This window comes from Bradyrhizobium erythrophlei, assembly GCF_900129505.1.
GTDB lineage: Bacteria > Pseudomonadota > Alphaproteobacteria > Rhizobiales > Xanthobacteraceae > Bradyrhizobium > Bradyrhizobium erythrophlei_D.
The window spans coordinates 1999000-2012623 of record NZ_LT670818.1 but is presented as its reverse complement, the minus strand read 5'-3'; the positions used below and the strand labels follow the sequence as shown (position 1 = coordinate 2012623).

The 13624-nt window shown below is 63.6% G+C and carries 17 protein-coding genes and 1 tRNA gene; 11 read left to right on the top strand and 7 right to left on the bottom strand.

Annotated features, from left to right (window positions below):
- The first annotated feature begins 60 nt into the window (after positions 1–60).
- Complete coding sequence (locus B5525_RS09435) at positions 61–528, top strand: nuclear transport factor 2 family protein (protein WP_079565763.1); 468 nt, start codon at positions 61–63, stop codon at positions 526–528.
- Between the two features lie 90 nt (positions 529–618).
- Here the strand turns inward: B5525_RS09435 and B5525_RS09430 are convergent, their stop codons facing one another.
- The gene (locus B5525_RS09430; RefSeq protein WP_079565762.1) at positions 619–1434 is read right to left on the bottom strand and encodes a thioesterase family protein; all 816 of its coding nucleotides are present in this window, start codon (positions 1432–1434) and stop codon (positions 619–621) included.
- Positions 1435–1445: 11 nt separating this feature from the next.
- Between B5525_RS09430 and B5525_RS47140 the strand changes: the two genes are divergently transcribed.
- Positions 1446–1580 carry a hypothetical protein gene (locus tag B5525_RS47140; RefSeq protein WP_276328844.1) on the top strand — a complete coding sequence of 45 codons (135 nt, stop codon included), beginning with the start codon at positions 1446–1448 and terminating at the stop codon, positions 1578–1580.
- Here the strand turns inward: B5525_RS47140 and queG are convergent.
- The gene (gene queG, locus B5525_RS09425) at positions 1577–2761 is read right to left on the bottom strand and encodes a tRNA epoxyqueuosine(34) reductase QueG (RefSeq protein WP_079565761.1); all 1185 of its coding nucleotides are present in this window, start codon (positions 2759–2761) and stop codon (positions 1577–1579) included. The two genes, B5525_RS47140 and queG, sit on opposite strands and share 4 nt — an antisense overlap.
- A complete protein-coding gene (locus B5525_RS09420) occupies positions 2710–3402 on the bottom strand; it encodes a glutathione S-transferase family protein (protein WP_079565760.1) in 693 nt (230 codons plus the stop codon). Before B5525_RS09420 ends, queG begins: the two co-directional genes overlap by 52 nt.
- A 211-nt stretch (positions 3403–3613) precedes the next feature.
- Between B5525_RS09420 and B5525_RS09415 the strand changes: the two genes are divergently transcribed.
- Positions 3614–4420, top strand: a complete 807-nt coding sequence (locus B5525_RS09415) for an undecaprenyl-diphosphate phosphatase (RefSeq protein ID WP_079565759.1) — start codon at positions 3614–3616, stop codon at positions 4418–4420.
- A 34-nt stretch (positions 4421–4454) separates the two neighbouring features.
- On the opposite strand, the gene B5525_RS09410 is transcribed toward B5525_RS09415, so the two are convergent.
- A complete protein-coding gene (locus B5525_RS09410; RefSeq protein ID WP_079565758.1) occupies positions 4455–5423 on the bottom strand; it encodes a complex I NDUFA9 subunit family protein in 969 nt (322 codons plus the stop codon).
- A gap of 149 nt (positions 5424–5572) precedes the next feature.
- On the opposite strand from B5525_RS09410, the gene B5525_RS09405 reads away from it, so the two are divergent.
- The 8 genes from B5525_RS09405 (at position 5573) to ptsN (ending at position 12440) form a co-directional block, all read left to right on the top strand.
- Positions 5573–5659, top strand: a tRNA-Leu gene (locus B5525_RS09405).
- A 191-nt stretch (positions 5660–5850) separates the two neighbouring features.
- Positions 5851–6477 carry a ribonuclease D gene (locus B5525_RS09400; protein WP_079565757.1) on the top strand — a complete coding sequence of 209 codons (627 nt, stop codon included), beginning with the start codon at positions 5851–5853 and terminating at the stop codon, positions 6475–6477.
- A gap of 133 nt (positions 6478–6610) precedes the next feature.
- Positions 6611–7360 carry an LPS export ABC transporter periplasmic protein LptC gene (lptC, locus tag B5525_RS09395; protein WP_079565756.1) on the top strand — a complete coding sequence of 250 codons (750 nt, stop codon included), beginning with the start codon at positions 6611–6613 and terminating at the stop codon, positions 7358–7360.
- Positions 7361–7368: 8 nt separating this feature from the next.
- Positions 7369–8082 (top strand): LptA/OstA family protein, encoded by a 714-nt coding sequence (locus B5525_RS09390; protein ID WP_425305261.1) that lies wholly within the window; start codon positions 7369–7371, stop codon positions 8080–8082.
- Positions 8083–8290: 208 nt separating this feature from the next.
- A complete protein-coding gene (gene lptB, locus B5525_RS09385) occupies positions 8291–9280 on the top strand; it encodes an LPS export ABC transporter ATP-binding protein (RefSeq protein WP_079565754.1) in 990 nt (329 codons plus the stop codon).
- Between the two features lie 132 nt (positions 9281–9412).
- Positions 9413–11077, top strand: coding sequence for an RNA polymerase factor sigma-54 (rpoN, locus tag B5525_RS09380; RefSeq protein ID WP_079565753.1), 1665 nt, complete (start codon positions 9413–9415; stop codon positions 11075–11077).
- Positions 11078–11134: 57 nt separating this feature from the next.
- Positions 11135–11743: a ribosome hibernation-promoting factor, HPF/YfiA family gene (gene hpf, locus B5525_RS09375; RefSeq protein ID WP_079565752.1), complete on the top strand. Its 609-nt coding sequence runs from the start codon at positions 11135–11137 to the stop codon at positions 11741–11743.
- A 235-nt stretch (positions 11744–11978) separates the two neighbouring features.
- Positions 11979–12440, top strand: a complete 462-nt coding sequence (gene ptsN, locus B5525_RS09370; protein ID WP_079565751.1) for a PTS IIA-like nitrogen regulatory protein PtsN — start codon at positions 11979–11981, stop codon at positions 12438–12440.
- On the opposite strand, the gene B5525_RS09365 is transcribed toward ptsN, so the two are convergent.
- Genes B5525_RS09365 through B5525_RS09355 form a run of 3 tightly spaced genes read right to left on the bottom strand, consistent with a single transcriptional unit; the run spans position 12401 to position 13541 of the window.
- A complete protein-coding gene (locus tag B5525_RS09365) occupies positions 12401–12748 on the bottom strand; it encodes a hypothetical protein (RefSeq protein WP_154073135.1) in 348 nt (115 codons plus the stop codon). The genes ptsN and B5525_RS09365 overlap by 40 nt on opposite strands.
- Positions 12749–12797: 49 nt before the next feature.
- Positions 12798–13064, bottom strand: a complete 267-nt coding sequence (locus B5525_RS09360) for a DUF1150 family protein (RefSeq protein ID WP_079565749.1) — start codon at positions 13062–13064, stop codon at positions 12798–12800.
- Between the two features lie 51 nt (positions 13065–13115).
- A complete protein-coding gene (locus B5525_RS09355) occupies positions 13116–13541 on the bottom strand; it encodes an Hsp20 family protein (RefSeq protein WP_079565748.1) in 426 nt (141 codons plus the stop codon).
- Positions 13542–13624 lie beyond the last annotated feature (83 nt).

Sequence of the window (13624 nt, the reverse complement as noted above, 5' to 3'; positions counted from 1 at the left end):
CGCGGCGCTTTGCGCCGACCCGTTGGCGGGGGCATGACGACCGTAGTTGGGAGAAGCACCATGAATCCGTCAGCCATGCTCCGCGCCTTCTGCGACGCCGTCGAACAGCGCAACGGCCGTGCATTCGCCGAGCTGTTCACGGAGGACGGCGTCTATCATGACGTGTTCTACGGCACGTTTGCCGGCCGCGCGAAAATCGCGCACATGATCGACGACTGGTTCTATCGCACCGCGACCGATTTTCGCTGGGACATGCATGAACCGGTCAGCGACGGCGAGACGCTCTATGCGCGTTACACCTTCAGCTATCGCTCATTGCTGCCCGAAGCCAGGGGGCCGCGGGCGATGTTCGAGGGCGTCGCCATCATGAAATTGCGCGACGGCAGGATCGAGGAGTATCACGAGGTCGCCAATACCGCGACCGGTTTTGTCGACATGAATTTCGCGCCGGAGCGCATGGCGAAGATTTTTGCCAGGCAGGGCGCAGCGCTAAAAGCGCGGCCGGAGATGAAGCGGCATTTGGAATAGCTATTCTGCGTCATTGCGAAGCGAAGCAATCCATGACGCAGCAAAGAAAGCTGGATTGCTTCGTCGCTTCGCTCCTCGCAATGACGACCCTTACGGCTTCGGGGGCATCACATCGCGCTGGCCTGGATTGGCCATCGGGTTGCGCTGCGCCAGCGCGGCCACGGTCGAGGTCCCGATCGCGCCCTGCTCGTCATGGAGCCAGCACTCGCCGATCGCGACGCCGCTAGTAGCGTGATGGTTCACCACCTCGAAGCCGATCCATTCCGTCACCGGCAGCCGATACAGATACAGTGTGACGTCGCTGTTGATGAAGCCCAGGCCCTGATCTCCGGCATTGGCGAAGGGGCTGGCGAAATCCGCCGCCACCGCGACCCGCACGAACGGCGTCAGGGCGGCGCCTTCGACGAGGTCCCGCACCTCGCTCATCCACAGCCGCCGCGGGCCGACGGTGCCCATCGCGCCTGTTATCGGCCGCGTGGTCCATTTTCCGTTCATGCCGAGCCGCGGATCGGTGGGGGCGGGAATATCCGATGGCGCCGGCACCTCCCAGTTCGGCGGCGACCAGACATTGCCTTGCGGGTTTTCGGTCTTGCGCAGCAACTGGCAGGAGGCGCGCGCCATGGCGACGCCGCCCGAGAAAAAATCGGCCTCGACCACCTTGATGCGCAGGCCATCGCGGACCAGCCGCGTCTTGACCTCGATCGGCGCCAGCGTCGGCAGTCGGAACATATCCACCGTCAGCCGCGCCGGAACGAAGTCGTCGGCGCCGTGGCGCTGCTCGATCGCGAACGCCAACAGGCCGATGATGACGCGGCCGTGCAGCGAATTCGGATCCCAGGGGCCCCGCGCGGCATCGGTCGGAATAAAGGCGTCCTGGTCTTTGGTGAAGAAGGGCAGGTTCGTCATGGCGCGGGACCATGACGGAATTTGTTGCCGCTGTCATCGTCCGCGAAAAGCGGGCGATCCAGTACGCCGAGCCCTTTCGATTTTTTTACAAGCCTCTGGAATACTGGATGCCCCTTGCTTTCGCGGGGCATGACACTGAATTTTAGACGCGCGACCATTCGGCGCGGACGGTCTGATCCGGTTCGATGCTTAAGGCACGCGTTGCGCGGCCCTCAAATTCCTCCCGCTCCAGCAATTGCGACAGCGCCCACACTGCGGCGCCGCGCACCAGTGGGCTTTGATCATTCAGCAGGCGTTCGGCCGCTTCGGCCAAACCCGGATCGTTCGAATTGCCGATCGCGATCAGCACATTGCGCACGAATCGGTCGCGGCCGATCCGCTTGACCGGCGACTTCGTGAATCGCGCGCGGAACGAAGCGTCGCCGAGCCGGGCGAGTTCGGCCAGCGATGGCGCGCGCAATTCGTCGCGCGCGGCGAGTTTTGCCTCGTGGCCTTCCTGCGCGAACTTGTTCCACGGACACACCGCGAGGCAATCGTCGCAGCCATAGATACGGTTGCCGATTGCCTTGCGAAACTCGTGCGGGATCGGGCCCTTGTTCTCGATGGTGAGATAGGAAATGCAGCGCCGCGCATCGAGCTTGTAGGGCGCGGGGAATGCCGAGGTCGGACAGATATCGAGGCAGGCCCGGCACGAGCCGCAATGGTCGGGCTCGGTCTCATCGCGCGGCAGATCGAGCGTCGTGAAGATCGCGCCGAGAAACAGCCAGGAACCGAATTGGCGCGAGACGAGGTTGGTGTGCTTGCCCTGCCAGCCCAGTCCCGCCGCCTGCGCCAGCGGCTTTTCCATCACGGCCGCGGTATCGACGAAGACCTTGACCTCGCAGCCCGAGGAGGCGACCAGCCAGCGCGCCAGTGCCTTCAGCCGCTTCTTGATCAGATCGTGATAGTCGTCGCCTTGCGCATAGACCGAGATCGCGCCGCTTGTGCGCTGTTCGAGAACACCAAGCGGATCTTCGTCGGGGCCGTAATTGACCCCGAGCATGACGATCGAGCGCACATCCGCCCACAGCGCGCGCGGGTCGGTGCGGCGCTCGGGATGCGCGGCGAGCCAGCCCATGTCGCCATGCGCGCCGGCGTCAAGGAAGTCGCGGAAATGCTTTCCTGCATCCGCCAGCACATCAGGAGCAGTGACGCCGATGCAGTCGAAACCGAGCGCGCGCGCTTCGCCATCGAGCGCGGCCTTCAGATCGGCCGGAGAGAGCGCGGCATTTGCGCTCAGAAGTCGAGGTCCACATAGGTCCGCGACGCCGGCACGCCCGCCAGCCATTCGCTCAGCAGCGGGCGGAACGAGGGTCTGGATTTCACCCGCGCGTACCACGCCTTTGCCGCGTCGTCCTCGATCCATGGCACGTCGCCCAGATAATCGATCGCCGAAAGATGCGCCGCGGCGGCGAGGTCCGCATAGGTGAGCCGGTCGCCGGCCAGAAAGTTCCGCGTCCGCGCCAGCCAGCCGATATAGGCCAGATGATAGCGCACATTGGCCTTGGCCGCGCGAATCACATCGGCCGCCGGCGCGCCGCCGCCATTTTCCTCGCTCATGAAGCGCTTGTAGATGCGTTCGGTGACCAGCGGATTGGAGGCCTCCTCGAAGAATTTATCGTTGAACCACGCCATCAGCCGGCGCACCTCGATGCGCTCGCCCATGGTGGACGGCAGCAGCCGCCGGTCGCCCAATTCGGTGCCGTGGGCTTCATCGAGATATTCGGCAATGACGCCGACGCCGGGAATCGCCGGAGTTCCCTCCGATGTCAAAACCGGCGTGGTGCCCGCGGGATTGAGCGCCAGAAACGCCTCGCGCCGCTCCCAGGCCCGCTCTTCCACCAGCCGCACATCGAGACCCTGTTCGCCCAGCGCCAGGCGAATAAAGCGCGAATGCGGACAGAACGAATGATGAAACAGTGTGTACATGAGCCCTTGATAAATTTGCGGTGCTTAAGAAATCCTCACCGCCTGGAAGCGCGTCAGGCATGGCCCGGCTATAGCGCGACCGCGCGCCAAACTACCTAAGCACACGCAGGAGGCAACCCCGTGTTTTTGCGTTTTTGAGATTGCGGCGAAGGGGCGAATAGGCGAGAAGAGCCCGGCTGCTCGGCCGATATCGATCATAGCGGGCTAGGTCATGATGTCTGATGCAATGCGGGCGGTGATTCTCGGCATTATCGAGGGCGTCACCGAGTTCCTGCCGGTTTCCTCGACAGGCCATCTCTTGCTGGCGGAACGATTTTTCGATCTCGGCGAGGGCAATTTCTGGAACAGCTTTTCCATCCTGATTCAACTCGGCGCCATCCTCGCGATCGTCGTGCTCTATTTCGGCAAATTGTGGCGCGTGGCGCTCGGCATGTTCAGCAATGCCGAAGACCGGCGATTCGTCATCGGTCTGTTGGTGGCGTTCCTGCCGGCGGCGGTGATCGGCGCCGCCGCCGGGCATTACATCAAGGCCTATCTGTTCAATCCGTGGGTGGTGTGTTTTTCGCTGATCGTCGGTGGCGCGATCCTGCTGTGGGTCGATCAGCTCGATCTCAAGCCGCACGAGCACGATGCGACCACGTTCCCGCTGCCGATGTATCTGTCGATCGGCTTCGCGCAATGCCTTGCCATGATCCCCGGCGTGTCGCGTTCAGGCGCTTCCATCGTCGCGGCGATGCTGTTCGGCGCCGACAAGCATGCGGCGGCGGAGTTTTCGTTCTTCCTGGCGATCCCGACCATGGTCGGCGCCTTCGCCTATGAATTCTACAAGAATCGCGCCGACATGAGCCTCGATCACACCGGCATCATCGCAATCGGATTCGTGGTGTCGTTCGTCACCGCGATGATCGTGGTGAAGACGTTCCTGAGCTATGTCACCCGCCACGGCTTCAAGCTGTTCGCCTGGTGGCGCGTCATCGTCGGCACGCTCGGCCTGGTCGCGCTGGCGATGGGACGGTAAGGCTCAAAGCCGTCGCAATGACGACGCGGAGAGATCACGCGCCGCGGTGCGTGAACTGGCCGGTCTTGCGGAAGCGCCAGAGATATTGCGGGACGATCGCTTCCATCGAATCCGGCGTGATTCCCAGCCCCTCGAGCGTCAGGCCTTCGGCCTTCGCCGCGTCCGACACCACATTGTCCGAGCGCAGCAGCGTCACCTGGTCCGGGGTCAATTTGAAATCCCCGGGCGCGAACTGCAGGAACAGCGCCTGCAATTTTGCCAGGCCGAACGGCAGCGGTATCAGCATGCGCCGGCGTTCGGTGACGTCGAGAATGATTTCCATGATCTCGCGCATGGTCAGCACTTCCGGCCCGCCGAGCTCGTAAACCGCGCCTTCTTTGGTCTTGCCGTCGACGGCGTGCGCGACCGCGGTCGCGACATCGCCGACATAGACCGGCTGCAGTTTGGTCAGGCCGCCGCCGATCAGCGGCAGAGCGGGCGACATCCGCGCCAGCGCCGCGAAGCGGTTGGTGAACTGATCCTCGGGGCCGAACACGACCGACGGCCGCAGGATGCTGGCCGAGGGGACGGCCGAAAGCACCGCCTTTTCGCCGGCAGCCTTGGCGCGGGCGTAACCCGAGGCCGAATTCTCGCTGGCGCCGATGGCGGAGACATGGACCATCCTGGCGCTGACTGCGGCCGCCGCGTTGGCCACCGCGCCGGCGCCCGCGCCCTGCACGGCATCAAAGGTCTGGGCGCCGCCTTCGGCCAGGATACCGACCAGATTGACGGCGGCGTGGGAGTCGCGCATCGCGGCCTCCACCGAGGCCGGGTAGCGCAGATTGGCCTGCACGGCATGGATCTGGCCGACCCGCCCGAGCGGCTGCAGATGACCGGCCAGTTCCGGCCGCCTTACCGCGACCCGGATGCGGTAGTCGCGCTTGGCCAGCGCCCGGACCACGTGCCGCCCCAGAAAGCCAGATCCTCCGAAAACCGTGACCAGCGTGTCCAGATTCGATGCCATGGCGTCATTTCCTAGGGTCAAATTCGATCAACGGCGGAAGTATTTAAGCGATTTCGCGATACGCCAACAGCCCGGCGCTGTACAGCGCATTTGCGTCACAGCTTGCCAATTTGACAAGCGCGCAACCGATCCGTACTAACCCGCCCCATGCCCAGGTGGCGGAATTGGTAGACGCGCTGGCTTCAGGTGCCAGTGGCTTAACGGCCGTGAAGGTTCGAGTCCTTTCCTGGGCACCATCCCTTCGATGGTGCTGTTAGAGCTGAGTTTTGGGCCAGTCGCCTGGAGGCGGCGCCACGCGGTGCTTCCGCGGACGATAGTTGTTGAATGCGCTTCCGGCGCCGTGGCATTACCCGGTTCGCCGCTCGCCTGTTGCGGTATTGAGCGGTAGTTTGTTCCGCCAGCCGATTCGACGAGGTTTTAGGACGCCATGACCGTACGCCTGCATCGCGGCGATTTGCCCGATCTTTCCCGCTATACCGATTCGGTGGCGATCGATACCGAGACCATGGGCCTGCACCCGCATCGCGACCGGCTCTGCGTGGTGCAGCTTTCGAACGGCGACGGCAGCGCCGACGTGGTGCAGATCCCCAAGGATCACGGCAAGGGTGCGGCAGACGCCCCCAACCTGAAAGCGCTGCTCGCCAATCCCAAGGTGACAAAAATCTTTCATTTCGCGCGGTTCGATCTCGCCGCGCTCTACAACGCCTTCGGCGTGATGCCGCAGCCGGTATACTGCACCAAGATCGCCTCGCGGCTGTCGCGCACCTACACCGATCGCCACGGCCTGAAGGATCTGGTGCGCGAGGTGCTCAACATCGATCTGTCGAAGCAGCAGCAATCGAGCGACTGGGGTGCGCAGTCGCTGACCGAGGCGCAGCTCGCCTATGCGGCCTCCGACGTGCTGCATCTGCATGGCCTGCGCGAACGGCTCGATGCCATGCTGGCGCGCGAAGGCCGGCTGGAACTGGCGAAGGCCTGTTTCGAATTTCTGCCGACCCGCGCCAGGCTTGATCTGCAGGGCTGGGACACCGAAGACATATTTGCCCACTCTTGAGGCTGGGCTAGCGGAAATGCGCCTTGCCGCGCCTTCCGCCCCGTTTCGGTCACACTGCTAACGCGAGGTCCCCCCTGCCTATTCCGGCAAGGCGGGGTAGAATGGCGGGCCAGGCCAGTGCTTCGGAGCGGCGGTGAACTCGGTTCAGAACCCAGCCTATCAAGCCGGAATGGAGGCGCGCTTTGCCATCGCGGCGCGCCACAGCCGGTTGGTGCGGGTGCTGCGCGTCGCGGTCCCGGCGGCCGTTGTCCTGGCGATGGCCGGCATTGTCGCGGTGTCGATCTTCAATCCGTTCCGGATGCTGTTGCCGCAATTGCCGGTCGACATGGGCAACCTCGTCGTCTCCGGCACCAAGATCACGATGGAAACGCCGCATCTGGCCGGCTACACGCCGGACCGGCGGCCCTACGAAGTCTGGGCAAAAACCGCGACCCAGGATGTGACCGATCCGGACCACGTCGATCTCAAGACGTTGCGGGCCAAGGTTTTGATGGAAGATCAGACCACCACGATTACGCTCGACGCCCGCAACGGGCTGATGGATACCAAGCAGCAATTGCTGGACCTGCATAAGGATATCTTCCTGCAGTCCTCGACCGGCTACGAAGCGCGGCTCTCGCAGGCCTTTGTCGATATGGGCAAGGGCACGGTGACCTCGGACGAGCATGTCGATGTCAAACTGCTGAACGGAACGCTGACTTCGGACAGGCTCAGGATTACCGGCGGCGGAGAGGTCGTGAGATTCGAGGGCAACGTGGTGATGAATCTGGATAATCTGGGAGAGCCCGAGCAGCCTGTCGCTGTCCCCGCGGAGACCGAGCCCGCGCCGGTCCATTCCGGCAAGACGCGGTCGTCGTCGGCCAAAACCGGCAACTCCAAATGATTTTCGAGATGATGTCTCTTCCGCGCGGCACTTGGTACAGGCGAATGGCGCAGGGCGCCTGCGCGGCCGCTTTCGCGCTGGCGACCATCGCCGCCGGCGCCGCCGGTGCGCAGAGCGCGGTCTCGGGCGTGCCCAATGCGATGCAGGGGTTTTCGCAGAATCGCGACCAGCCGATCCAGATCGAGGCCGCCACTCTTGAAATGCGCGACAAGAAAAAGGAAGCAACCTTCTCCGGCAATGTGAAGGTGGTGCAGGGCGACACCACCATGACGTCGAAGACGCTGGTGGTTTTCTACGACTCCACGCCGGGCGCTGCGGCGCCGGCGGCCAATTCGACGAAAGCGGCGAAAGCCGCGCCGGCGCCGATTCAGGCCGCTACCCCCGGCCCTGGCGGCGCTTCGTCGATCCGCCGGCTGGAGGCGCGCGGCAGTGTGGTCGTAACCCAGAAGGACCAGGTCGTAACCGGGGAGACCGCGGTGTTCGACACCAAGACCAATTTGATCACCATGCTCGGCGGCATCGTGCTGACCCAGGGCAAGAACGTGCTGCGCGGCGACCGGCTGATGGTGGATATGACCACGGGCGTGTCGCGGGTAGAATCCGACTCAGGCCGGGTGCAGGGCCTGTTCCAGTCGTCCGGTCAGGGCGGTCCGGCGATCCCTGGAATGGCGCCGACGCCGACCCCGTCCGCCGTTCCGAATGGGTCAAATAAACCGAAATAGGATCAATCACTTATAAGATATCCGGGGATCGCGAGGTTGAAGCCTGCCGTGCGAGCCTGTATCTACGGGCGGCCCAGTCGCGCGGTCCGCGCCTTAAATCTGGGGTGTTTTGCTGGGCAAGCGACATCCATTCCTTCATGTTGCGCGAGCGAATCGAGTAGCCCGCCGCAGGTTGCGGGATCACCGTGAAAGGCTGAGCGAAGCGGGGATGGTGGATTTACTCGGCATGTTTCGTCGCCGGCCGGCGAAGCGCGGTGCGCCCGGATTCGCGCGCTCGCGTGCGGACATCACCGCGCTCGGCGACAGCATGGGGGAGATGCTGACGAACCCGGTGCGCGATGCGCCGCCGATCGTCCGCGACGCGCCCCTGCTGAGGCCGGAACCGCCCCGGGCTGAAAAGCCGCGCGCTGAAAAGCCGAAGCCCCGGCCGAAGACCAATGGCGGCGGCGGGCAGGCCCCGCGGCCGCTGCAGCGGCCGGGCTATCTGGCTGTGCATAGCGTGGAAAAGAGTTTCGGCTCCCGCCAGGTCGTGCGCGGCGTCAGCATCTATGTACGCCGCGGAGAAGCGGTCGGTCTGCTGGGGCCGAACGGCGCCGGCAAGACCACGGTGTTCTATATGATCACGGGCCTGATCAAGGCCGATCGCGGCGCCATCGAACTCGATGGCCACGACGTCACCAGGCTGCCGATGTATCAACGCGCCCGGCTGGGCATCGGGTACCTGCCGCAGGAAGCTTCGATCTTTCGCGGCCTCACGGTGGAACAGAATATCCGCGCCGTGCTCGAGGTGGTGGAACCCTCGCGGAAAAAGCGCGAGGCCGAACTCAATTCACTGCTCGACGAATTCAACATCACGCGCTTGCGTAAAAGCCCGTCGATTGCGCTGTCGGGCGGCGAGCGGCGCCGCGTCGAAATTGCGCGCGCGCTGGCGACCCGTCCCAATTACATGCTGCTGGACGAACCCTTTGCGGGCATCGATCCGATCGCGGTCGGCGACATCCAGGATCTCGTGCGTCATCTCACCAATCGCGGCATCGGCGTGCTCATCACCGACCACAATGTACGCGAAACGCTCGGACTGACCGACCGTGCCTATATCGTCTATGCCGGTGAGATCTTGACCGAAGGCAGTCCGGATGAAATCGTCAATGATCCGGATGTACGCCGTCTCTACCTTGGCGAGGAATTCCGCCTTTGACGAATTGCGACTTTAACTTTCCCAGGCAGCCCGCCCTCTAGACCTTTTTTCTTATTCGTCAAGGCGTGTACATCGCGTTCGGACTAGTTTAAGCAAGAATTGGACCAACTTCAGGGAACGGTTCTTGCTTCTATGGCTCTGACGCAGAGATTAGAGTTCCGACAGTCGCAGTCGCTGGTGATGACGCCGCAATTGATGCAGGCGATCAAGCTGCTGCAATTGTCCAATCTCGACCTGTCGGCCTTTGTCGAGGAAGAACTGGAGCGGAATCCGCTGCTGGATCGCGCCAATGATGGCCCCGAGGCGCCGGTGGCGGGCGAGCCCTCGGCGCCGGAGCGGGCCGAATACGCCGATTCCGACGATTCCGGCCCTTCCTATGGCGACGAATCCGGCAGCGAGCGTTCCGAGATGGCGGGCGGCTCCCCCGGCGACAGTTTTGAGCCGGGCCAGGAAGAATGGATGAATCGCGACCTCGGCAGCCGCACCGAGATCGAACAGACGCTGGATACCCCGCTCGATAACGTCTTCACCGAGGAGCCGGCCGAGGCGGCCGCGCGCAACGCGCAGGACGCCGCGCCGACTGCCTATACCGAATGGGGCGGTGGCGCCTCGAACGACGAGGCCTACAACCTCGAAGCCTTCGTCGCCGCCGAGGTGACCCTCGGTAGCCATTTGGCCGAACAGCTCGCGGTGGCCTTCACCGAACCCGCGCAGCGCATGATCGGCCAATATCTGATCGACCTCGTCGACGAGGCCGGTTACGTGCCGGCGGATCTCGGGCAGGCCGCCGAGCGGCTGGCGGCGCCGCAGGCGGACGTCGAGGCGGTTCTCGCGGTGCTGCAGAAATTCGATCCGCCCGGCGTCTGCGCGCGCTCCTTGAGCGAATGCCTGGCGATCCAGCTTCGCGAGCTCGATCGTTACGACCCGGCGATGCAGGCGCTGGTCGAGCATCTCGACCTCCTGGCCAAGCGCGACATCGCCTCGCTGCGAAAATTCTGCGGCGTCGATGACGAAGACATCACCGACATGATCGGCGAGATCCGCCGCCTCGATCCGAAGCCAGGTCTGAAATTCGGCTCGACGCGGACCCAGACCATGGTGCCCGACGTCTATGTGCGGCCCGGGCCCGACGGCGGCTGGCACGTCGAACTCAACAGCGACACGTTGCCGCGCGTCCTGGTCAACCAGATCTATTATACCGAGCTGTCGAAGACGATCCGCAAGGACGGCGACAAATCCTATTTCACCGACTGCCTGCAGAATGCCACCTGGCTGGTGCGCGCGCTCGATCAGCGCGCCCGCACCATTCTGAAAGTCGCAACCGAGATCGTGCGCCAGCAGGATGGCTTTTTCACCCATGGCGTGGCGCATCTGCGGCCCTTGAACCTCAAGGCGGTGGCGGACGCGATCCAGATGCATGAATCGACGGTGTCGCGCGTCACCGCCAACAAATACATGGCGACCAATCGCGGCAGCTTTGAATTGAAGTATTTCTTCACCGCTTCGATTGCCTCCGCCGACGGCGGCGAGGCCCATTCGGCGGAAGCGGTGCGTCACCACATCAAGCAGCTGATCGATGCGGAAGACCCGGCACTGATCCTGTCAGATGACACCATCGTGGAACGATTGCGCGCCACCGGCATTGATATCGCCCGACGCACGGTCGCGAAATACCGTGAAGCGATGCGAATTCCGTCTTCGGTGCAGCGCCGCCGTGACAAGCAAAGCATGCTCGGCAATGCCCTCTCGGCTCCCGCCGCCTCCGCCGACCGGTCCCGCGACATCCAGCCTGCCTGATTGCGTCCGGGCCAAATCGGGCTAGTGTCGGTTACCTGACCAACCGAGGCATCAAAAATGACTCTGCGGATTTCCGGAAAAAGCATCAATGTCGGCGACGCCCTGCGCGGCCGGGTCAGCGAGCGCACCGACGAGGTGCTGCGCAAATATTTCGACGGCAATTATTCCGGCCACATCACGCTGAGCAAGGACGGCTTCGGATTCCGCACCGATTGCGCGTTGCATCTGGATTCCGGAATCACGCTGGAGGCCGATTCCAACGCCGCCGACGCCTATGCCAGCGCCGACCAGGCGCTCTTGATGATCGAAAAGCGGCTGCGCCGCTACAAGAGCCGGCTGAAGGACCGCTCCGCCCGCAAGGCCCACGCGGCCTCGGAAGCGCTGGCGGGGATGACCGCGCCGACGCTGGACGCGCCGAGCTATGTGATCGAGGCCCCCGGCGAAGACGACGACGAGGTCACCAGCTACAACCCCGTGATCATTGCCGAGGCCACCACCTCGCTGAAGCGGCTTTCGGTCAGCGAAGCCGTGATGGAACTCGACCTGACCGGCGCCGCCTGTGTGGTGTTCCAGCATGGCTCCAGCGGCCGGGTGAACATCATTTACCGGCGGGCCGACGGCAATATCGGCTGGATAGATCCCCCGGTGGTTAAGTCGGGGGGCTAGACGCGGCTGGCATTGACGTGTCAAAGGGCCCTCCCTATGGTCCGCCGCCCCAGCGGGGAGAGGCTTCAAACAGAGGCTTGGAACAATGCTTGCGACAGTTGGCACCGGTCTTGCGTTGGAGTAGAAGCGCCCCAGCTAAGAGCGAGCTGCAAGCCGGTCTCCCGCCTCGTCTTACCGACGTCACCCGCTAGAGCCTATTCGCAACCTTACGGTTTAATTCACCTCGGAACGCCCCATGACGATTACCGATCTGGTCGCACCCGAGGCGATTCTCCCGGCATTGAAGGTCAACGGCAAGAAGCAGGCGCTGCAGGAACTGGCGGCGCGCGCCTCGGCTTTGACGGGGCAGAACGAGCGGGCGGTTTTCGAGGTTCTGCTGCAGCGCGAAAAGCTCGGCACCACCGCGGTCGGCTATGGCGTCGCCATCCCGCACGGCAAGCTGCCCAAGCTGGAAAAGCTGTTCGGCCTGTTCGCCCGCCTGGAGCGCCCGATCGATTTCGAGGCGATGGACGGCCAGCCGGTCGACCTGGTGTTCCTGCTGCTGGCGCCGGAAGGCGCGGGCGCCGACCACCTCAAGGCGCTGGCGCGGATCGCCCGGCTGCTGCGGGACCAGGACGTCGCCAAGAAGTTGCGCGCCTCGCGCGATGCGCCGGCGATCTATTCGGTACTGGCGCTGCCGCCGGCGACGGCAGCGTAAGGATCATCCGCGGGCCTGTGGCGGCGAAGCGATTGCTTGACGAAAGCCTCGGGGTCGAGGTCGACCTCACCACCCGCGAAGGGCTGCACCCGCTGATACGCAAACAGGTCGAGGCCGAGGCGACGCGGGTTTTCTAGATGGCCGCGCGCTCCCCTTTCTTGCGCATCGAAGGAGTCCCTGAAATTGAAGCGCGCAACGTCGAACAAAAGAATGCGGGCGTCCGTCACTCGGCCGAGCCGAAGACGAACGCCCGCGCGTTCTTGAATTCTGATGTGGCTCACCTCACAGCCGCAAACGATGGCTGACATCAGCAAAAATATCGTGGCCGCGCGCCCGGTGACACAGCCAAGCGCCTGCTCAGTGAACGCTGACCGCCTGAAGTTCGTTGCTCCAGGCGTTTGCGATCGCGGCTTCCCGGCTGTCGGTCAGCATGATCGGCGTGCCGTCGGCCGCGTGCAGCGCGAAAAGCTTCAGGCCCGGCGCGATCTTCGGCGCCTGGGGAAACAGCCCCGGCACGTCCTCGGAACGGATCTGTTTCACATAGGCGATGTGTCCCTCGCCCAGGGTTGCCAGCGACTCCGTGGAGACGCCCGCCGGCTCAAACACAACATTGCCTTCAGTCATGGTCTCGACTCCTCTATTCAGACTAAGCGGTCGAGTCCGCTACTCGTTCCATTATTCATGTTCATTGATAGCGATTGTCTTAACGATCCTCTCCGGCTCAGGCCGGGCCAGGTCGATCGACAACAGCCCGTTTTTCAAGTCCGCGCCCAGCACGTGCATCCCCTCCGCCAGCACGAAGGTGCGCTGGAAGTGGCGCGCGGCAATGCCGCGATGGATGTATTGCCGGGCCTTGTCATCCTGCTGGCGGCCACGGATCACGAGCTGGTTTTCCTCAATGGTTACATCGAGTTGGTCGCGGGTAAATCCCGCCACCGCCAGTGTGATTCGCAGACGTTCGGGCTGGCCGTTGGCGCGGTCGCACCTCTCGATATTGTAGGGAGGATAACCGTCGGCGCCCTTGACGACGCGATCGAGCGCACGCTCGATTTCGTCAAATCCCAGCAGGAACGGACTGGATAACGAAGGAACACGAGTCATTTTATTTACAAAGTCCTCTCGAAGCGACTTTGGCATTTCGGGGCCCTTGCGGCACCCCATGGCGACCAGGTGACGGATCTGCC